General features: G+C 32.9%; 23 protein-coding genes. 16 read left to right on the top strand and 7 right to left on the bottom strand.

Annotated features, from left to right (window positions below):
- Window positions 1–185: 185 nt before the first annotated feature.
- From FNB79_RS05470 to FNB79_RS05455, 4 genes are all read right to left on the bottom strand, one after another.
- Window positions 186–1955, bottom strand: a complete 1770-nt coding sequence (locus tag FNB79_RS05470) for a MutS-related protein (protein ID WP_143380353.1) — start codon at window positions 1953–1955, stop codon at window positions 186–188.
- Window positions 1956–2056: 101 nt separating this feature from the next.
- Window positions 2057–2803 (bottom strand): succinate dehydrogenase/fumarate reductase iron-sulfur subunit, encoded by a 747-nt coding sequence (locus FNB79_RS05465; RefSeq protein ID WP_143382563.1) that lies wholly within the window; start codon window positions 2801–2803, stop codon window positions 2057–2059.
- A 16-nt stretch (window positions 2804–2819) separates the two neighbouring features.
- Window positions 2820–4832: a fumarate reductase/succinate dehydrogenase flavoprotein subunit gene (locus tag FNB79_RS05460; protein ID WP_143380352.1), complete on the bottom strand. Its 2013-nt coding sequence runs from the start codon at window positions 4830–4832 to the stop codon at window positions 2820–2822.
- A gap of 12 nt (window positions 4833–4844) precedes the next feature.
- Window positions 4845–5525, bottom strand: coding sequence for a succinate dehydrogenase cytochrome b subunit (locus FNB79_RS05455; protein WP_143380351.1), 681 nt, complete (start codon window positions 5523–5525; stop codon window positions 4845–4847).
- Between the two features lie 365 nt (window positions 5526–5890).
- Here FNB79_RS05455 and FNB79_RS05450 point away from each other — a divergent pair, with 365 nt between their 5' ends.
- Window positions 5891–7183: an aminopeptidase P family protein gene (locus FNB79_RS05450; RefSeq protein WP_143380350.1), complete on the top strand. Its 1293-nt coding sequence runs from the start codon at window positions 5891–5893 to the stop codon at window positions 7181–7183.
- Between the two features lie 105 nt (window positions 7184–7288).
- On the top strand, window positions 7289–7855 hold the full coding sequence (locus tag FNB79_RS05445; RefSeq protein WP_143380349.1) for a hypothetical protein: 567 nt from the start codon (window positions 7289–7291) through the stop codon (window positions 7853–7855).
- 125 nt (window positions 7856–7980) lie between these two features.
- Here the strand turns inward: FNB79_RS05445 and FNB79_RS05440 are convergent, their stop codons facing one another.
- Window positions 7981–8427, bottom strand: a complete 447-nt coding sequence (locus FNB79_RS05440; protein ID WP_143380348.1) for a GNAT family N-acetyltransferase — start codon at window positions 8425–8427, stop codon at window positions 7981–7983.
- Window positions 8428–8471: 44 nt separating this feature from the next.
- The gene (locus FNB79_RS05435) at window positions 8472–9794 is read right to left on the bottom strand and encodes an aspartate kinase (RefSeq protein ID WP_143380347.1); all 1323 of its coding nucleotides are present in this window, start codon (window positions 9792–9794) and stop codon (window positions 8472–8474) included.
- 102 nt (window positions 9795–9896) lie between these two features.
- Here FNB79_RS05435 and FNB79_RS05430 point away from each other — a divergent pair, with 102 nt between their 5' ends.
- From FNB79_RS05430 to FNB79_RS05420, 3 genes are all read left to right on the top strand, one after another.
- On the top strand, window positions 9897–10553 hold the full coding sequence (locus FNB79_RS05430; RefSeq protein WP_143380346.1) for a hypothetical protein: 657 nt from the start codon (window positions 9897–9899) through the stop codon (window positions 10551–10553).
- A 66-nt stretch (window positions 10554–10619) separates the two neighbouring features.
- A complete protein-coding gene (locus FNB79_RS05425) occupies window positions 10620–11393 on the top strand; it encodes an alpha/beta fold hydrolase (protein WP_143380345.1) in 774 nt (257 codons plus the stop codon).
- A gap of 63 nt (window positions 11394–11456) precedes the next feature.
- Entirely contained in the window at window positions 11457–11708 is a 252-nt protein-coding gene (locus FNB79_RS05420) for a hypothetical protein (protein WP_143380344.1), read from the top strand.
- Window positions 11709–11726: 18 nt separating this feature from the next.
- Here FNB79_RS05420 and thiL read toward each other — a convergent pair whose 3' ends face one another.
- Complete coding sequence (thiL, locus tag FNB79_RS05415) at window positions 11727–12776, bottom strand: thiamine-phosphate kinase (RefSeq protein WP_143380343.1); 1050 nt, start codon at window positions 12774–12776, stop codon at window positions 11727–11729.
- A gap of 549 nt (window positions 12777–13325) precedes the next feature.
- Here thiL and FNB79_RS05410 point away from each other — a divergent pair.
- From FNB79_RS05410 to FNB79_RS05360, 11 genes are all read left to right on the top strand, one after another.
- Window positions 13326–13655, top strand: a complete 330-nt coding sequence (locus tag FNB79_RS05410; RefSeq protein WP_143380342.1) for a HesB/IscA family protein — start codon at window positions 13326–13328, stop codon at window positions 13653–13655.
- 71 nt (window positions 13656–13726) lie between these two features.
- Window positions 13727–15175 (top strand): Fe-S cluster assembly protein SufB, encoded by a 1449-nt coding sequence (sufB, locus tag FNB79_RS05405; protein ID WP_143380341.1) that lies wholly within the window; start codon window positions 13727–13729, stop codon window positions 15173–15175.
- A gap of 18 nt (window positions 15176–15193) precedes the next feature.
- A complete protein-coding gene (locus tag FNB79_RS05400) occupies window positions 15194–15577 on the top strand; it encodes a hypothetical protein (RefSeq protein ID WP_143380340.1) in 384 nt (127 codons plus the stop codon).
- Between the two features lie 26 nt (window positions 15578–15603).
- Window positions 15604–16356 carry a Fe-S cluster assembly ATPase SufC gene (gene sufC, locus FNB79_RS05395; protein WP_143380339.1) on the top strand — a complete coding sequence of 251 codons (753 nt, stop codon included), beginning with the start codon at window positions 15604–15606 and terminating at the stop codon, window positions 16354–16356.
- A gap of 83 nt (window positions 16357–16439) precedes the next feature.
- The gene (gene sufD / locus FNB79_RS05390) at window positions 16440–17753 is read left to right on the top strand and encodes a Fe-S cluster assembly protein SufD (protein WP_143380338.1); all 1314 of its coding nucleotides are present in this window, start codon (window positions 16440–16442) and stop codon (window positions 17751–17753) included.
- 97 nt (window positions 17754–17850) lie between these two features.
- On the top strand, window positions 17851–19065 hold the full coding sequence (locus FNB79_RS05385) for an aminotransferase class V-fold PLP-dependent enzyme (protein WP_143380337.1): 1215 nt from the start codon (window positions 17851–17853) through the stop codon (window positions 19063–19065).
- 49 nt (window positions 19066–19114) lie between these two features.
- Complete coding sequence (locus FNB79_RS05380) at window positions 19115–19561, top strand: hypothetical protein (protein ID WP_143380336.1); 447 nt, start codon at window positions 19115–19117, stop codon at window positions 19559–19561.
- 37 nt (window positions 19562–19598) lie between these two features.
- Entirely contained in the window at window positions 19599–20021 is a 423-nt protein-coding gene (locus FNB79_RS05375; RefSeq protein ID WP_143380335.1) for a SufE family protein, read from the top strand.
- The gene (locus tag FNB79_RS05370; RefSeq protein WP_143380334.1) at window positions 20022–20345 is read left to right on the top strand and encodes a DUF59 domain-containing protein; all 324 of its coding nucleotides are present in this window, start codon (window positions 20022–20024) and stop codon (window positions 20343–20345) included.
- A gap of 3 nt (window positions 20346–20348) precedes the next feature.
- Window positions 20349–20855, top strand: coding sequence for a DUF2480 family protein (locus tag FNB79_RS05365; protein WP_143380333.1), 507 nt, complete (start codon window positions 20349–20351; stop codon window positions 20853–20855).
- Between the two features lie 70 nt (window positions 20856–20925).
- On the top strand, window positions 20926–21843 hold the full coding sequence (locus FNB79_RS05360; protein ID WP_143380332.1) for a DUF3078 domain-containing protein: 918 nt from the start codon (window positions 20926–20928) through the stop codon (window positions 21841–21843).
- Window position 21844: the final 1 nt, after the last annotated feature.

Here is a 21844-nt window from a genome sequence, read left to right as displayed (position 1 = left end):
GTTTAGTACATTATTGTTAAAAAAAACTTAAAACATTATAAGTTATTATAACACTGAGACTTTAAGTAACTCACATTATAAATTAATAATGCTTTTTTGATTGAATTTATTATGAGAAATGTATTATTGTAAACAGGCATTAATTTTTTTCTAGCATATTAAACATTGCACTTACCTCTTAAAAATCAGATAATTTCCATTTTTTTAAGTAAAAAACTAGCATTCATATTTTGGCAAATACCTGTTTTAAAAGTGTAATCAAAATGTAGTTCGTTGTTTATAATTTCGGCATCGAAATAATGATTTTTAACTTGAGATAATTCATTTGAAATTTCACATAAACTCAAGTCGTGTGTTGCTATAATTCCAGTAGCATGAGAAGCTACTAATTTCTCGACAAATTTACGGGAACCAATCGCTTTATCTGTGCTATTTGTACCTTTCAAAATTTCATCTAGAACAATAAAATAACGGTCGGTTTGAATGGAATCTACAATATATTTTAAGCGTGTTAATTCTGAAAAGAAGTATGAGCTATCATCGGTTAACGAATCGCTTGTACGCATACTTGTAATAAGTTTTATAGGACTATATACACTTGCAGTTGCACACACCGGAAGTCCGACATTAGCCATAACAATATGTAGAGAAACCGTTCTAAGAAAGGTACTTTTTCCGGCCATATTGGCACCTGTGATGATAAAAAATTCTTCGTTTTTAATATTTAAATCGTTATCTACACGTTTGTCTTTTTTCAATAAAGGATGCCCTAAGTTTTTGGCTAAAATAACATCCTGATTCGTACTAATTTCTGGAAAAATAAATTCTGGATTATTAAACGTATAATTTCCTAAAGAGTTATAAGCATCGAAAAAAGAAATCACTTCAAACCAATCTGTAGTTTTATGCGCATATGTTTTTATCCATTGCTCGATGGCGTAGGTATTTTTAATATCTAACAGAAAAAATCCGTTTCCAAAAATGGCAGAAATCAAATTGTTTCTGTTATCCAAACGGTCTAATAATTTTGATAAATCTGAAAATATTTTTGATGCTTTCTCATGATCTTGAGTAATCCTATCTTGTTTTTCAAGAAGCAATTCCGACTGAAATGTTTCGTTTTCAATAGCATCTAATAACGCCGAATATTGCTTAAAGGTTTCTTTTAATTTTTCGGTTTGAGAAGCAATAGTATTAATAGATTTTAAATATGCTCCTGTAAGTACCAATCCAATTAACAACCAAAGCCCTAAATAATTGGCAGATATTAAATTAACATATACTAATGCAAAACCCACTACAGATATGCCTGTAAAAACCCAAGGTAACACCTTTAATATTGAAGGAAATTTAGGCTTATAATTAGCCAACCATGCGTTTATATGCTTTGCTGGCGTTTCTACCTCTATGAGACTTGCTATGGCACTATAATGTTGTCTCCAAATGGCTTTATCTGCAAGTTCTTGTATGGCTTGCTGGCGCTTATTAATATGATTAATATCGTTTGCTTTAAGTGCTTCGGCTAATTCTTCTGTACCTTCATTGATATAGGTTCTGTTTATATTCTGAAAAAACGACCCCCGTCCAAATAAATCGATATCTAAACAATAGTCGTGTAAAGAATCTTGAAATTCTAAGCCATCTAATCGATCAAAAAAACCTTCTTCCTTAATTTTAATTTCATCTTCATTAATAGCAACTATGGCTTGTTCTAGATTTCGTTGGTGTTTAATATTGGTATATTTTAACAATAAAAACAGAAATAAACTGATACCAACTACAGCAATAGCTACAGCTATTTGCCAATTTTGAAACGTTTTATAAATACTAAAAACCGTTACCAAAAACACCACTAAACGCGCCACACTAAGTAAACGCATCTGCTTGTTAAATGCAGTAGCTTTAACACTATGTTTTTGAGCTTGTTCTTTATAAAAAGTAATTGGAGATTTCATTCGGGAAAAATATGTAATTAAATAAGACCGATAAAACTAAACAAAAAATCCCAAGCGTACAGCTTGGGATTCTTAATATTATAATAATTAAAAGGTTTAGATTATCCTTTTACATTTGCTTTAAGAAATTCTCTATTCATACGAGCAATATTGTCTAAAGAAATACCTTTAGGACATTCTACCTCGCATGCACCTGTATTTGTACAGTTTCCAAAACCTTCTAAATCCATTTGTGCCACCATGTTTCTTACACGGTCTGCAGCTTCTACCTGACCTTGAGGTAATAATGCATATTGAGATACTTTAGCACCAACAAATAACATTGCAGAAGAGTTTTTACAACTTGCTACACAAGCACCGCAACCAATACACGTTGCAGCATCCATAGCTTCATCTGCAGCATGTTTAGAAATTGGTAAAGAGTTAGCATCTTGTGTATTTCCAGACGTATTTACCGAAATATAACCTCCGGCTTGCTGTATACGCTCGAAAGCCATTCTATCTACAATTAAATCTTTTATAACAGGGAATGCTGCTGCTCGCCATGGTTCAATAGTAATAGTATCGCCATCTTTAAACATACGCATGTGTAATTGGCAAGTGGTAATACCACGGTCTGGACCATGAGCTTCTCCATTAATATATAACGAACACATTCCGCAAATTCCTTCACGACAATCATGATCAAAAGCAACAGGTTCTTCACCAGAGTTCACTAATTGTTCGTTAAGAACATCCATCATTTCTAAGAAAGACATATGCTCTGAAATATCAGTTACTTTATAATCGACCATTTTACCCTTTGCACTAGAGTCTTTCTGTCTCCAAATTCTAAGTGTTAGATTCATATTCATAATGTCAATCTTATTTGTATGAACGTTGTTTTAGTTCAATATCTTTAAATTCTAATTCTTCTTTATGTAACACTGCATCTGCAGGTTCACCTTTATATTCCCATGCTGCAACATAAGCAAAGTTTACGTCGTCACGTTTTGCTTCACCTTTTTGCTCTCCATCCAATTCTACAGACTCTTCCCTAAAGTGACCTCCACAAGATTCTGCTCTATTTAAAGCATCTTTAGCGAACAATTCACCTAATTCTAAGAAGTCTGCTACACGTCCAGCTTTTTCTAATTCTGGATTTAATTCATTAGCACTTCCTGGTACTTTTACTTCTTTCCAGAACTCTTCACGAATGGCTTTAATTTCGGCCATAGCTTCTGTTAAACCTTGTGCGTTTCTAGACATTCCTACTTTATCCCACATTACTTTTCCAAGTTTTTTGTGGAAGTAGTCTACAGATTTTGTTCCTTTATTATTAATAAAGAAATCGATACGGTCTTTAACTTCTTTTTCAACCTCATCAAATTCTGGAGTATCTGTTGGTATTTTTCCTGTTCTAATATCGTGAGATAAATAATCTCCAATAGTATATGGTAATACAAAATAACCATCGGCTAATCCTTGCATTAAGGCAGAAGCTCCAAGTCTGTTTGCGCCGTGGTCAGAGAAGTTAGCTTCACCAATACAATATAATCCTTCAACAGTTGTCATTAAGTTATAATCAACCCAAATACCACCCATGGTATAGTGTGTTGCTGGATAAATCATCATAGGCGTTTTGTATGGATTCTCGTCTACGATTTTCTCATACATTTGGAATAAGTTTCCGTATTTTGCCTCTACAATTTTCTGACCTAATTCATAAATTTTATCTGCAGATGGATTAGATATATTGTGAATTTTAGCTTGCTCTATTCCGTAACGCTCTATAGCCGAAGCAAAGTCTAAATACACCGCTTCACCTGTAGCATTTACACCGTAACCCGCATCACAACGTTCTTTAGCTGCTCTAGAAGCCACATCACGAGGTACTAAGTTACCAAAAGCAGGGTAACGTCTTTCTAAGTAATAATCTCTATCTGCTTCTGCAATATCTGTAGGTTTTAATTTACCTTGCTGAATTGCTTTTGCATCTTCTAATTTTGCTGGTACCCAAATACGACCATCATTACGTAAAGACTCAGACATTAATGTTAATTTAGACTGATAATCTCCTGAACGCGGAATACATGTCGGGTGAATTTGTGTAAAACAAGGATTTGCAAAATACGCTCCTTTTTTATGAATTTTCCAAGCTGCAGTAGCGTTAGAACCCATAGCATTAGTAGATAAGAAATATACATTTCCATAACCTCCTGTTGCAATCACAACAGCATGTGCTGAATGACGTTCTATTTCTCCTGTAATTAAATTACGAGCGATAATTCCTCTTGCTTTTCCTCCAATTTTTACAACGTCTAACATTTCGTGACGATTGAACATCTCAATCTTTCCACGAGCAATTTGACGGTTCATTGCAGAATAAGCACCTAATAATAGTTGTTGTCCTGTTTGTCCTTTAGCGTAAAAAGTTCTTGATACTAATACCCCACCAAACGAACGGTTATCTAATAATCCACCATAATCACGTGCAAAAGGAACACCTTGTGCCACACATTGGTCGATAATATTTCCAGATACCTCTGCCAAACGGTGTACGTTTGCTTCACGAGAACGGTAATCGCCCCCTTTTACGGTATCATAAAATAATCTGTAGTTTGAATCCCCATCACCTTGATAGTTCTTCGCTGCATTTATTCCTCCCTGTGCTGCAATAGAGTGCGCACGACGTGGAGAATCTTGATAAGCAAATGCTTTTACATTATATCCTAGCTCGGCTAAAGTTGCTGCTGCCGAACCTCCTGCTAACCCTGTACCAACAACAATAATATCGATATGACGTTTGTTTGCTGGATTTACAAGATTAATTTTATTTTTATAATTAGTCCATTTATCTTTAATTGGACCTTCTGGTACTTTTGAATCTAAAGCCATTCTTATTGAAGATTAATGGTTAAAAAAATGATGATAAAGTGCAATAAAGATAAATCCTAAAGGAATTATAATAGAGTATGCTTTACCTATAACTTGTAATGTCTTTTTTCTTCCGGCTGTTCCTCCCATAGATTGGAACGCAGATGTGAAACCGTGTAATAAGTGTAATGCTAAAAACACAAAGGCTATAACATAAGCACCTACACGAATAGGACTTGCAAATTTATGAACTAATTCTTCGTAATAACGGTAACCTTCTACACCTTCAATGGTGCCAGACCAATCGCCATTAATAAACTTTGTATTAATTTCTGGAAACCAAAAATCGATAAAGTGTAAGATGATAAATGCTAAAATAGCAACACCACTCCAAATCATGTTTCTACTCATCCAAGTAGAATTTGCTGCACCGTTGTTTTGTACATACTTTACACCAATTGCTTTTCTGTTTCTAATTTCTAATACAAACCCCATTACAAAGTGAAATACAACTCCAAATATTAAAACCGGCTGTAAGGCAAATTGAATTAAAGGATTTGTTCCCATAAAATGGGACACTTCGTTAAAAAGCTCAGGACTAAATACCGATAAAATGTTGATGGCAAAATGCTGAAGCAAGAAAAACATAAGAAAGAAGGCTGAAAGCGCCATAGCGACTTTTCTTCCTATTGATGAATTTAAAAATCCGCTCATTTTTTTATAATTAGTTTTATTCCCAACAAATTTAAACTAGAATAGATTTATAGGCAAAAAGTAAGTGATTTTAATTTATATTTAGAATGATTTTAAAGAGAGTTTTTATCTATTGATTTACAATTAGTTACAGCATTTAGGTTTTATATTCAAACGTTTACCCAAAATGACTTTTGTTTCATATTTAAATTTAAACAGATTTTGGCATAAGAAATTTAAAATATGTCCAATCGTTCAATACATTTAAGAAGATTAAAATTATTTTAACAGAAAAAACCTTTAACATCTTTTTAAGGCTTCTACTTACACCAATAGTTTATATATCCGTAATTTTGAAAAAACTTCTTATTTAAACTTCTATTCAGATGAAATACCATCACATTAATTCAGATTTATTTATTCAAAATAGAGCTCATTTTAAAGCTCAAATGAAGCCCAACAGTTTAGCTGTTTTTAACTCTAACGACATTTATCCCATTGGAGCAGACAGTGCTTTACCTTTTCAGCAAGACCGAAATATATTTTATTTAAGTGGTGTAGACCAAGAAAGCAGCATCTTAGTTTTATTTCCAGATTGTCCAAACCCAAAACATCGTGAAATTTTATTCTTAACAGAAACCAACGAACATATTGCTGTTTGGGAAGGCGCTAAATTAGATAAGGAAGCCGCTTTAAAAACATCGGGTATTACAACCGTATATTGGCTACAAGATTTCGAGCGTATTTTTAAAGAACTCATGTCTCAAAGCGAAACAGTATACATAAACACTAACGAACATTACCGAGCTAACGTAGAAACAGAAACTCGCGAAGACCGTTTTAACGCATGGCTAAAAAAAACATATCCTGCCCACAGTGTAGCCAAAAGTAATCCTATTTTGCAACGCCTACGCTCGGTAAAACACCAAATAGAATTAGACCTTATTCAGGAAGCCTGCAACATTACAGAAAAAGGGTTTCGTCGTATATTGGAGTTTGTTAAACCAGGCGTTATGGAATATAACATTGAAGCCGAATTTATGCACGAGTTTTTAAACAACCGCTCTAAAGGTTTTGCTTACACACCTATTGTTGCTTCTGGAAATAACGCCAATGTATTGCATTATATTGAAAACAACCAAGAATGTAAAGCTGGCGATTTAATTTTATTAGATATTGGAGCAGAATACGCAAACTACTCATCCGATATGACGCGTACTATCCCGGTTTCTGGAACATTTACAAAAAGACAAAAAGAGGTTTACAACGCTGTTCATCGTGTTAAAACAGAAGCTACCAAAATATTACGTCCTGGTACCATTTGGGCAGATTATCATGTAGAAGTTGGAAAATTAATGACTTCGGAATTATTAGGTCTTGGATTATTAGACAAAGCCGATGTACAAAACGAAAATCCAGATTGGCCAGCCTATAAAAAATACTTTATGCACGGAACCTCTCACCACATGGGACTAGACACTCATGATTACGGCATTCTTACAGAACCCATGAAAGCCAATATGGTGTTTACTGTAGAGCCAGGTATTTACATTCCCGATGAAAAATTTGGTATTCGCTTAGAAGATGACGTTGTAATCCAAGATGCTGGAGAGCCATTTAATTTAATGAGGAATATCCCACTAGATGCAGAAGAAATTGAAGACCTTATGAATAAGTAGTCCTTTTATTTTATAAAATAATTTATACAGAAAGCAGAATTTATCTTTAAATTCTGCTTTTTTTGTTGATATTTAACACGCTTATAATTAGTACTTACATAACTCATGAAACACTCCTTAGTCGCATGTATTGTTTTTATTATTTCTATAACAGGATATACACAAAATACAACAGCAGAAACCGCTATCTTTGGAGTACAAACAGGCTTTCTAGGGTTTTATATAAATAACGAATCCCGTTTAAAAAATAGTATCGTCTTGCGTAGTGAATTAGGTTTAGATGCGGGATTTTGGGGAAGCGATGTAAACGATATTAACGGGTATTTACTAGCTCCTGTTTTAACATTAGAACCTCGTTGGTATTATAATTTAAAAAAACGCAACAACAAAGGTAGACACACTGCAAATAATACAGGAAATTTTGTATCTATAAAAACAAGCTATCACCCAGATTGGTTTACAATAACGAATGCAGACCATCTTAATTTTATTGGAGACTTTACTATTATTCCCACCTGGGGGATTCGCCGGCACATTAGTGCACATTTTAATTACGAGACAGGTTTTGGTATAGGATACGGACGCTACTTAATTAAAAATAACGATTATTATTACGGCGACAGAAATGTAGTTGCAGTAAATCTTCATTTACGCATTGGTTATTCTTTTTAACTCCGCTATTTCTTAAAAAAACAAAAAAGCGACACCAATAACAGCATCGCTTCTTTTTCTTAATTATAATTATTCAGAACATTATTTTAGACCTATCTATTTAAAAAATATAATTGGTTTATTTTTTAACCATTATTCCATTCGTAATAATTAGAACTTTCATTTAATTGAAAACCTGTTTTTGGATATAAATTATTTCCTATTACATTAGATTTACTAGTCTCTAAAAACATACCACAAGCTTCAGTTTCAACCACTAAATGCTTCGCCTGTTCAATTAACTTTACAGACACTCCTTTTCCTCTAAATTTAGGATTAACATATAAATCATTTAAAAGCCACAATTTCTTCATTCTTGTTGAAGAAAACAAAGGGAACAACTGTACAAAACCCACAATTTGTTTAGTTTCATTTTCCGCAATAAAAATGTTAGAATCATTATTTTTTAACCGTTCCGAAATAAATTTTTCAGCTCCTTTTAAATCTGCCTCCTTATTATAAAAAACACGATAATCATCAAATAATTTAGCAATAGAGTTTACATCTTGTTTGAGAGCTTGTCTATATATCATATTTAAAATTTATTTCAATTTTATTATCAAAAATTAAATACGGTTTACACCAAGGCCTCTTCAAAGACGTAACGGTGTAATTTTTGTAATGTTTCTAATTTATCGCTAGTATTTATTAGTAATGAAATATTATTATTACTTCCACCATAAGAAATCATTCTAATGTTTATATCTTGTAAAATCTGGAATAATTTATGCGTATCTGGGTGATGCACAATATTATTTCCAACTAAACATACAATAGTTCTGTGCGTATCTACACTTACATTAGAAAACTCTTCTAACTCGGTAACAATATTTTCTAAAAAAGTTGCATCATCTATAGTTAATGATACAGCTATTTCAGACGTGGTAATCATATCTATAGACGTGTGGTATTTTTCAAAAATTTCGAAAACTTTTTTCAAAAAACCATGTGCCTGAAGCATACGTGCAGATTTAATTTTTATAGCCGTAATTCCATCAATAGCTGCAATAGCTTTAATACCTTCTCCTTCTGCAGAATCGTCTATTAGAGTACCATGAGCAGTAGGCTCCATAGTATTTTTTATTCGTACTGGTATTTTTAAATCACGTACAGGCATTACAGTTTGCGGGTGCAAAATTTTTGCCCCGAAATACGCTAATTCTGCTGCCTCATCAAAAGATAAATGAGAAATAGCATCGGTATGGTGTACAAAACGTGGATCGTTATTATGGAACCCATCAATATCTGTCCAAATCTGTACTTCTTCTGCCTCAATAGCTGCTCCAATAATACTAGCAGTGTAATCACTACCGCCACGTTCTAAATTAGACACATGACCATCTGCATCTAAACACACAAAACCTTGAGTAATAAAAATCTCTGTCTCGGTATTTTCGTTTAAAATAGTATTTAAATTTTTCTGGATATAAAACGAATCTGGCTCTTGAAGTCTATCTGTTCTCATAAAATCGAAAGCTGAAATTAAAGTAGCCTTTAAACCGTCTTGTTGTAAAAAACGACTAAACATAAATGTAGACAACAACTCTCCTTTAGCTACAATTTTGTTGTATAATAACGTAGAATGTGACTGCGTAGTTAATACACTTAACTCCTCAAAAACCGTATTAACATAATTCAAAGACTCATCGATAAAGGCTTGTTCAGAAAACAAATCGTTAACTACAGTTATATATGTTTTGTGTAATGTTTTAACTAAACTTAAAGCTTCTGAAGCTTTGCCAGCCGCTATGGTATTAGATATTTCTACAAGCGCATTGGTTGTTCCAGACATCGCAGACAACACCACCACTTTTCTTCCACCTTGCGACACTATACTTTTAACGTTAGTCATATTTTTTACAGATCCAACAGAAGTACCACCAAATTTTAATACAAGCATAATTTCTAAATTTTAAAGTTCAAATGTAATTAGTCTTCTGCAAACTAAAATAAAAATGAAAAAATTGTTCTAAATTTGCACAGAATGTTAAATAATTAACAAATGAGAACCATTGCCTCTTGTGTTGAAGAAATTTTACTAGCTCAACCCTTTTTAGAAGAAGCCATTTCAAGAAACATTGTAAATTATTCGGCCCTAGCCAACGAACTGGTCCAGCCTATTTCTGAAATGCTTAGAAAGCCAGTAAAATCTGGAGCAATTATGATGGCTTTACGCAGATACTCACCACCAAAAGATTTAGGAAACTCAATGCGATTAAAACGCGTATTAAATAGTTTAGGCGACATAACTGTAAGATCTAACCTCTCCAACTACACCTTTAAAAACTCTACAACCCTTTTTGAAAGTCATGCACAGGTAATTCAGGAAATTGGAGATAAATCAAATATATTTTACGCCTTTACAAGAGGTATACATGAAAGCAATATTGTAATTTCAAGCTCTGAGCAACACCATATTGAACGCTTATTTAATAAAGAACAACGTATAGGATTACAGAATCATTTATCAGCTATAAGTATTAATCTTCCTGCAGACAATACAAAAATTGCCGGTTTGTATTATCAGATTTTTAAACGATTGGCCTGGGAAGGCATCACCCTTTACGAAGTAGTTTCAACCACAAACGAATTTACTGTATTAGTTGAAGAGCAATTTGTAAACAAAGCCTTCTCTGCAATAAAACGATTACATAGTTAAATCTTAAATACTAAAATTATTCTTTTTTAAAATCTAGCTCTTATTTTTGTAGCAGAATTAAGTATTATGATTTTACAACACAAAGGCTCTCCTATTTATTATAGTGACCAAGGCAAAGGCACTGCCATTATACTACTTCATGGTTTTTTAGAAAATAGTACGATGTGGAAACGTATTGCCCCAAGATTAGCTAAAAAAAATCGTGTAATTTGTATAGACTTATTAGGACATGGAGATACCGCATGTATTGGATACATACACACTATGGACATGATGGCTGATGCCGTACAAACGGTGTTAAATCATTTAAAAATTAGACGCTATTATATTGTAGGCCATTCTATGGGAGGCTACGTTGCCCTAGTATTAGCAGAACGTTTACCAGACAATATTAAAGGCTTGGTACTCATGAACTCTACTTCCAAACCTGACTCTGATGAACGCATTGCTCTTAGAAACAGAGCAATAGACGTGGTAAAACACAATTACGAATCCATGGTAAAAATGTCTATTGCAAATTTATTTAAACCAAAAAACACAATAAAATTTGCTAAAGATATTGCTTGGCTAAAAAAAGAAGCCTTAAGAACACCTTTACAAGGTTATATTGCTGCACAAGAAGGCATGAAAATTAGGCAGGATTTAGAAGTATTATTACACTTTTCTCCCTACAAAAAAATGATTATTTATGGTAAAAATGACCCTGTATTGAATCCGGAAACCATAATTAAACAAACACATAATACTGAAGTGAAATTGGTAGAATTACCCGACGGACACATGAGTTATATTGAAAATGAAAGTGAAACTTTACAAGAATTAACGCTTTTTATCGAATAAACATAACACTTTATCGAATAATAAATATTTTTTCATAAGTTTAAACCTCAAAATGAATGATTTATGGAAAAACCAATTAAAAAAAAGGGGGTATTCCCTAAAATGTACTGTAGCCTTTTTGGACACAATTACGAAATCACCAAACAAGTTACTCACCATGTAAAAGAATACAAATGCAAGCACTGCAATCGTGAATTAACAACATATAGCAACGGTAATTTAATAGAACTTACTCCAAAATTTAAAGAAATCAACTCTATCTTAAACAGAATACACAGCTCAAAACAAGCACGCCAAAAACCAAGTCTATTCTAAGCCGTACTTCAACTAATATCACTCATCATTTAAAGCATTCCAACCCTGAGCTTTTAAAGGAATTTTAGTATCGGCGCGAGTCACCAAATGCATACCCGCACTTTCTTCTGTCATGTAACCAATAACAGTTAAATTAGGATTGGCTTTAATTTTTGGAAAATCGTCTTGCGAAATAGTAAATAAGAGCTCATAATCCTCCCCTCCACTTAAGGCTATAGTTGTAACATCTATATCAAATTCTTCACAAGTACTAATTAACTGTGGGTCCAAGGGTATTTTATTTTCATATAAATCACAACCTACTTTACTTTGCTTACACAAATGAATAATTTCTGAAGACAAACCATCACTAATATCAATCATCGCGGTTGGCTTAACTTCTAATTGCTTTAACAATTTCACTATATCCTGTCTAGCCTCAGGCTTTAATTGACGCTCAATTATATAAGTATAAGGTTCTAAATCTGGTTGACTATTAGGATTTACTTTAAATACTTCTTTTTCTCTTTCCAATACCTGCAAGCCCATATATGCACTCCCAATATCACCAGTAACCACCAATAAATCATTAGGTTTTGCACCATTTCTATATACAACATCATCTTTAGAAACTGTACCTAAAGCAGTAACCGAAATTAACAATCCTTTCGTTGAAGATGTCGTATCTCCCCCAACCACATCAACCCCATATAGTTTGGCAGCAGTTTCAATTCCAGCATATAATTCTTCTATAGCCTCTAACGGAAAACGGTTAGACATCGCTATAGACACTGTAATTTGAGTAGCATTAGCATTCATAGCAAAAACATCAGATAAATTTACAACTACAGCTTTATATCCTAAATGTTTTAAAGGCATATAACTTAAATCAAAATGTACGCCTTCAACTAATAAATCTGTAGTAATAACAACCTGACTATCTTTAAAATCTAAAACAGCTGCATCATCACCAATTCCTTTAATGGTTGTTTCTTGCTTAATTTCAAAATGTTTTGTCAAGTGATCAATAAGTCCGAATTCACCTAATTGACCTAAATCTGTACGTTGTTGATTTTTATCTTCTATCATACTGCAAAAATAAGAAGCTTATTTATAATTTCACCAAAACCATAGTGCGATTTTTAAAATTATCGTTTAGCGATCAAAATACATTAACATTTGAAATTAAAGCATACAATAAAATTTTAAAATTAAAACAATGACTTTTATCATGTTTTAATAGACTAAATTAACAGTGCATCCTTAAAACCTAGATAAATTGAGCATTGAATAAATAAAAATGCGCTTTTTACAAGACTATTAATACCAAAAAAAATTAAACTTATATAGTTTTAAAATTTATACTTTTTATAGTGAAATAGTCTTGTTTTTAAAATTTAAAAACACAATAAAACCCTTTATAAATCTAGCAAATACAGTTAAAACAACAGTTAAAAAATGCAACAAAAAAAAAAGCGCTCTACGGAAACGATACGTACAGTTTTCAAGAGATAAATTTAAAAAAACAACAATAACAAAAATCAATAACATCATTAGTTAATATAATGTAAGGTTGCATGGAAAAACTCTACTTAAATTGTATATTTGCATTCACTTTAGAATTAATCTATTTAATTTATGATAAAAGTATCAGACACAGCCAAAAAGAAAGTCATTGAACTAATGGCCGACGATGGGTATAATGCAGCTACAGACTACGTTCGTGTAGGTGTTAAGAGCGGTGGTTGTTCTGGATTGTCTTACGATTTAAAGTTTGACAAAGAACAACAAGAAGAAGACAAAGTTTTCGAAGACAATGGTGTAAAAATTATTGTTGATAAAAAAAGCTTTTTGTACCTTATAGGAACTACACTAGAATATTCTGGAGGGTTAAACGGTACAGGCTTTGTGTTTAACAACCCAAACGCAAACAGAACTTGCGGTTGTGGAGAGAGTTTTTCGCTATAACAGAATAAGTTTTAAAAGTTTTAATTGCGTATTGCTGTAAAACTTTTTCACTTTTTAATATTAAAACAAACATGAGTAAGTATACAGAGGACGACTTAAGGGAAGAATTAAAAACCAAAGAATATGAATATGGTTTTTACACAGATATACAATCTGAAACTTTCCCTATAGGTTTAAATGAAGATATTGTACGTGCTATTTCGCTTAAAAAAGAAGAACCTGAATGGATGACCGAATGGCGTCTTGAAGCTTTTCGTGCATGGCAAGAAATGATAGAACCAGAATGGGCTAATGTCCATTATGCTAAACCAGATTTTCAAGCCATTTCATATTATTCTGCACCAAATAGCAAACCTAAATACGACAGTTTAGACGAAGTAGATCCAGAGTTACTAGCTACATTTACTAAATTAGGTATTTCTATAGATGAGCAAAAGAAATTAGCTAATGTTGCTATGGATGTAGTTGTAGATTCTGTTTCTGTGGCAACTACATTTAAAAAGACTTTAGCTGAAAAAGGAATTATTTTCTGTTCTATTAGCGAAGCTATAAAAGAGCATCCAGAATTAGTAAAAAAATACATTGGTACTGTAGTGCCACAAAAAGATAATTTTTATGCAGCATTAAACAGTGCTGTGTTTAGTGATGGATCGTTTTGTTACATCCCTAAAGGCGTACGTTGCCCGATGGAATTATCGACTTACTTTAGAATTAATCAAGCAGGTACAGGCCAATTTGAGCGCACATTAGTTGTTGCAGACGAAGGAAGTTATGTAAGTTATCTAGAAGGTTGTACAGCACCAAGCCGTGATGAAAATCAATTACATGCGGCCGTTGTAGAACTTATTGCAATGGACGATGCCGAAATAAAATACTCAACAGTACAAAACTGGTTTCCAGGGAATGCAGAAGGAAAAGGTGGTGTTTACAACTTTGTGACCAAACGAGGACTATGCGAGAAAAACGCAAAAATTTCATGGACACAAGTAGAAACCGGATCAGCTGTAACTTGGAAATACCCAAGCTGTGTGTTAAAAGGAGATAATGCGATTGGAGAATTTTACTCTATAGCAGTGACCAACAATTATCAGCAAGCAGATACAGGTACTAAAATGATTCATTTAGGAAAAAATACTAAATCAACTATTATTAGTAAAGGTATTTCTGCAGGAAAATCGCAAAATTCATACAGAGGATTAGTCCAAATTAGTCCACGTGCAGAAAATGCTCGTAACTTCTCACAATGCGATAGTTTACTTATGGGTAACGAATGTGGAGCACACACTTTTCCATATATTGAAGCTAAAAACAAATCGGCACAAATAGAACACGAAGCAACTACAAGTAAAATTGGAGAAGACCAAATTTTCTATTGTAACCAACGTGGTATTGATACAGAAAAAGCAATTGCATTAATTGTAAATGGATTTAGCAAAGACGTATTGAATAAATTACCAATGGAATTTGCTGTAGAAGCTCAGAAACTTTTAGAAATTAGCTTAGAAGGTTCTGTTGGATAAAACCAAAATGTATTTAATATGAAAAAAGCTCTTGTTTTCTTATTCTGTTTAACGCTTTTTGTAAGCTGCAAGAACGATACTAAGTCTGATAAAGAGGTAACAACAACTGAAAATGCTGCTATACAAGTCTTAAAAGGAGAGTTTGTGTATTATGAAAATGCTGCTGTGTTACAAACTAAAAATCAGATTTATGGTATTATTGTAAACCCAAAAATGCACGAGTTAAACAAGAAAGCAACAGCCTTTAAGAAAGAAGATACAGATATGGTGCCGGTAGAAATTAAAGGCATTGTAAAACCCAAACCCCAAGACGTAGAAGGCTGGCCATTTCAAATAGAAATTACAGACATTATAACTGTAAGTCAACCTAAAACGCAAGACGAAAACACAATAAAAATTTAGAACATCAACAACTAAGATAAAGAGTAATGTTAAAGATTAATAATTTACACGCAAGCGTAGAAGATAAAGCAATTTTAAAAGGGATTAACTTAGAGGTTAAACCTGGTGAAGTACATGCTATTATGGGACCAAACGGTTCTGGTAAAAGTACATTATCTTCAGTTATCGCAGGAAAAGAAGAATATGAAGTAACCGATGGTGATATTTTCTTTGACGAAGAAAATATTGAAGATTTATCTGCTGAAGAACGCGCACACAAAGGTATCTTTTTATCTTTTCAATATCCTGTTGAAATTCCTGGTGTTTCAGTAACTAATTTCATGAAAACGGCAATTAACGAGACTCGTAAAGCAAAAGGATTAGAGGACATGCCAGCCAATGAAATGTTGAAATTAATTCGAGAAAAATCAGAGTTATTAGAAATAGACAGAAAATTTTTATCACGTTCTCTTAACCAAGGCTTTTCTGGAGGAGAAAAAAAGCGTAACGAAATTTTCCAAATGGCTATGTTAGAACCTAAATTAGCAATTCTGGATGAAACAGACTCTGGTTTAGATATTGATGCGCTACGTATTGTAGCAAGTGGTGTAAACAAATTAAAAAGTAAAGACAACGCTGTGGTTTTAATTACACACTACCAACGTTTGTTAGACTATATCGTTCCAGATTTTGTACACGTTTTATATAATGGTCGTATTGTAAAATCAGGTGGTAAAGAATTAGCACACGAGTTAGAAGAAAAAGGATACGATTGGATAAAAGAAGAAGTGAACGCTTAAATTTAGTTATTAGATATTCGTTTTAGGTTTGCAATTACACACCTAAAAACAACCAATTTCTAGCAACTATTAAAAAAAGACAAATGGATTTAAAAGAAAAATTAGTGTCTTCGTTTATGGCATTCGAAAACAAAGTCGATGTCAATGCACCATTGCATGAAATACGTAACGAAGCCATAAAAATATTTGAAAAAAACGGATTCCCTTCTAAAAAAGAGGAAGCTTGGAAGTATACATCACTAAATAGCATTTTAAAAGAAAACTATAGTGTATTTCCTAAGCAAGAAAATGCGTTAGATTATAAAGATGTTAAGTCTTATATGTTACATGAAATGGACACGTATAAGATTGTTTTTATAGACGGAAAATATTCTTCTCATTTATCTCAAACAACTCACGATGGTTTTGATGTTTGCTTAATGTCTAGTGCATTAAACAACCCAAAATACCGCTTGGTTATTGAAAATTATTTCAATAAAATAGCAGGTAAAGATGGTCTTACATCATTAAATACGGCATTCTCTACAGAAGGTGCCTACATACATATCAAGAAAAACAAATTGGTTAATAAACCAATTCAGATATTACATTTTTCTACAGGTTCTGAAGAAGCCGTTATGCTTCAGCCAAGAAACCTTGTTGTAGTAGACGAAAATAGCCATGTGCAAATTATAGAACGTCACCAAAGTTTAACAGACAATCCTGTTTTAACAAACTCGGTTACTGAAATATTCGCGAATAAACGCGCTATTGTAGATTATTACAAACTACAAAACGATAACGAAAATGCTTCGTTAATAGACCATACGTTTGTGAATCAAAAACAAGAAAGTCATTGTTCTGTACATACGTTTTCGTTTGGAGGTAAATTAGTTAGAAACAATTTAAACTTCTACCAAAACGGAGAACGTATAGACTCTACTTTAAATGGTATTACTATTATTGGAGAAAAACAACACGTAGATCACAATACATTAGTACACCATATCGAGCCTAATTGTGAAAGTCACCAAGATTACAAAGGTATTTTTGCAGATAAAAGTACAGGTGTATTTAATGGTAAAGTTATTGTAAATAAAGAAGCACAGAAAACAAACGCTTTTCAATCTAACAATAACATTTTATTAAGCGATAAAGCAACCATTAATAGTAAACCGCAATTAGAAATTTTTGCAGACGATGTAAAATGTTCTCACGGTTGTACGATTGGGCAGTTAGACGAAAGCGCAATGTTTTATTTAAGATCTCGTGGTATTCCAGAAAAAGAAGCTAAAGCTTTACTTATGTATGCATTTAGCAACAATGTATTAGATACTGTAAAAATACCAGAAGTTAAATTACGTGTAAATAACATTATCGCAGAAAAACTAGGTGTAAATCTAGGGTTCGATCTGTAAAATTAGTAGCTAATTCCAGTATCTGGCAGTCAGTATTTAATCGTTGCTTATTAAAAAAAAGTAAACAACTGTCTTTATCTGGGCTAAAACAATAAACATGTTTAACGTTGAACACATAAGACAAGATTTCCCTATACTTAACAGACAAGTAAATAGTAAACCTTTAGTGTATTTAGATAATGCAGCAACATCACAAACACCACAACAAGTTATTGATGTTATTGTAGATTATTATAGTACTTACAACGCAAACATTCATCGTGGTGTTCATAGTTTAAGCCAAGAAGCTACAGATGCATACGAACAAGCAAGACTTAAAATCCAAAATCATTTTAACGCTAAGTTCGCTCACGAAATAATTTTTACTTCAGGAACAACACACGGTATTAACCTTGTTGCAAACGGATTTTCAAATTTTCTAAAACAAGGAGATGAAATTATAGTGTCGGCTTTAGAACACCACAGCAACATTGTGCCTTGGCAAATGTTATGCGAACGTTCTGGAGCAACACTTAAAGTCATTCCTATGAATACAGAAGGAGAGCTTATAATGTCTGAATACGACAAACTTCTTTCTGCTAATACAAAATTGGTTTTTGTTAACCATATCTCAAACGCATTAGGGACTATAAACCCAATAGAATATATTATAGAAAAAGCCCATGAAGTTGGGTCGGCAGTATTAATTGATGGCGCACAATCCTGCCCGCATATTAAACCAGATGTTCAAGCTTTAGATGTCGATTTTTATGTGACTTCTGCCCATAAAATGTGTGGTCCTACAGGACAAGGGATGTTATATGGTAAAGAAGAATGGCTAAAAAAATTACCGCCTTATCAAGGTGGAGGAGAAATGATTGCCGAAGTCACTTTCCAGAAAACTACTTATGCCGATTTGCCACATAAATTTGAAGCAGGTACACCAAATATTTGTGGAGGTATTGCTTTTGGAGCTGCTATAGATTATATGAATGCCATTGGTTTTGATGCCATATCTAACTACGAACACGAACTGCTAGACTATGCAACAGAAGCACTTTCTAACATTGAAGGTTTAAAAATTTACGGTACAGCCAAACATAAAACATCTGTTATTTCCTTTAATTTAGAAGGCATACACCCGTATGATGTTGGTACTATTCTAGATAAATTAGGAATTGCAGTAAGAACGGGGCACCATTGTGCACAACCTGTTATGGATTTTTATAAAATTCCTGGAACAGTTAGAGCATCATTCGCCTTTTATAATACTAAAGAAGAAGTAGACACCTTAGTTAATGGCGTTAAAAAAGCTAAAATGATGTTATCTTAAATACAGCTAAACTTCTTTTTTTGTAATTTTCTAATATCAATTTTAAGCTATGAAACAATTTACAATTTTAGTAAGTATTATTTTATGTACAGCGTGCGGACTCACTAAAAACAATGAAGCTTTTGCACAAAATAGCGCTTATAATCCTACGATAGAATATAATGCTATAAATAGAGGGTTCTTTCTTGAAATTAAAATACAAAATCAGAACATACTGCTAATTACAGAACAACAAGGTCCTGATAAAATAAAAGCGTTGTCTGATGTAGAATGGGATTTATTAATAAATAAATTACATGCTATAGATTTAAACAGTCTGTCTAGTTTAGAAGCACCCTCTATGAAACGCGCTTACGACGGAGCCGCAACTGCCAAACTAAAAGTAATTGAAGACAGTACAATATATAGCACTACAGAATTTGACCATAACAATCCTAATGTTAAAATTAAACCTTTGGTAGATTATATTCTAGAACTTGCCAAAACTGTTGACTAATACATTTAGTATTAGTAAATTTAATAAAACTAAAGCCGTGACGATACAAGAAATACAAAACGAAATTATAGATGAGTTTTCAATGTTTGAAGATTGGGAAGAGCGTTACCAATATATGATAGATTTAGGTAAAACTTTACCATTAATTGAAACAGAATACAAAACAGACGACAACCTAATAAAAGGTTGCCAAAGTAAAGTTTGGGTACATGCAGAAATGAAAGATAATTTGGTGATTTTTACTGCAGATAGTGATGCCATTATTACAAAAGGAATCATTGCCATATTAATTCGTAGTTTTTCTAACCAACATCCTAAAGACATCTTAGACGCTGATACCGATTTTATTGATAAAATTGGATTAAAAGAACATTTATCTCCTACCCGTGCAAATGGATTAGTGAGTATGATAAAACAATTAAAAATGTATGCTATTGCATACCAAACACAGTTAAGTTAAATGAACACAGAATTAGATACAGCTGAATTAGGCGAAAAAATTGTAAAGGTTTTAAAAACCATTTTCGATCCTGAAATTCCAGTAGATATTTACGAATTAGGGTTAATTTACGATGTATTTGTAAATGAAGATTCTGAAGTAAAAATCCTAATGACACTTACAACACCTAATTGTCCTGTTGCAGAAACATTACCATTAGAAGTTGAAGAAAAAGTAAAATCATTAGATATGGTTAAAGATGCAGAAGTTGAGATAACTTTCGATCCGCCATGGTCTCAAGATTTAATGAGTGAAGAAGCCAAGTTAGAATTAGGGATGCTGTAATGTATGGCAGAAGAAATTATAAATAGAGTTGCTAATAGCAAACTTAAAGTTTTAGATTTAGAAGATTACTATCCTTCTGGTACCAGAATTTTAATAGATATAAAAGATTGGCTAATGGAAGGGCTGGTGCTTCGGGAAACCGATTTTAGAACTCAAATAGCCGCCCACAACTGGAACAACTATCAGGATGCGTATGTGGCGTTAACTTGCAGCACAGACGCGATAGTACCCTCTTGGGCATACATGTTAATTACGCTAGAATTAGAGCCCTTTGCAAAAAAAGTAACTCTTGGTAATTTACAACAATTAGAAATTTCTATTTATCAAGATATCATAAATACTCTTGACATTACGGTATTTAAAGACGCTCCTGTAATAATAAAAGGCTGTTCTAAAAAACCAGTTCCAGAGAGCGCATATGTAATGATATCTAGCAAAATTAAGCCTGTGGCAAAGTCTATAATGTTTGGTGAGGCCTGTTCAAGTGTTCCTCTTTTTAAAAGAAAATAAGATTTTACTTTCATTTTGACTTACAACTTAATAAGTTTGTACTCAAAATAATTACGATAATCATAAAATTATGAAAAGAATTTTCACAATCTGCTTCCTAATGGTAGCTACAGTATCTTTTTCTCAAACTAAAGAAGAATTACAGAGTCTGAAAAGTGTTAAACAAGATTCAATAAATGCACTTCAATCTGAAGTGAACGCATTACAATCACAAATTGATACTTTTCCAGGATGGCATTATGGTGCTTTTGGAACTATTGGAGCTAACTTATCAGGATTCGACAACTGGTATGCACAAGAAACACCAAACAATTCTGCAGGTAACATTACAATAACTGTAAACCCTTATGCAAAATTAAACAGAGATACTTTTTTCTGGTACACCAACGCTAACATTAATCTTAGTTGGGTAAAGTTTGATGATAAAGATGATCCTACAGATGATGATGACTACAGCCAAGCAACAGATGTATTCACTATAACTTCACTTTACGGTTATAAATTAAGTGACAAATTAGCTGCTTCTGGTTTAGCAGAGTACAGAACAACTCTTTTAAACAACTTTAACGATCCTGGATACTTAGACTTAGGTGTTGGTATTACTTGGACACCAATTTCAGAATTAGTAGTAGTTGCTCACCCTTTAAACTACAACTTTGTGTTTAGTAATGGTAGTTCAGACTACGAATCTTCTTTAGGTGCAAAAATTGTAGCAGACTACAATAAAGCTTTTGGAAAGTTAAAAGTAAAATCTAATTTATCTTTATTCCAATCTTACGAAGATAACAATTATTCAAACTGGACTTGGACAAACGGATTGTCTTACTCTATTTGGAAAGGAATTGGACTTGGTTTTGAATTTGGTTTAAGAGGAAACAGACAAGAAGCATATAATTATGCAATTTCAGGAGGAGAAACAACAACTTTAGATGATGTAGATAATGATTTACAATCATACTGGACATTTGGTCTTAGCTACGGTTTCTAAT

It is taken from the genome of Formosa sediminum, from assembly GCF_007197735.1.
Taxonomy (GTDB): domain Bacteria; phylum Bacteroidota; class Bacteroidia; order Flavobacteriales; family Flavobacteriaceae; genus Formosa; species Formosa sediminum.
This window is presented reverse-complemented; position numbering and strand designations above follow the sequence as displayed.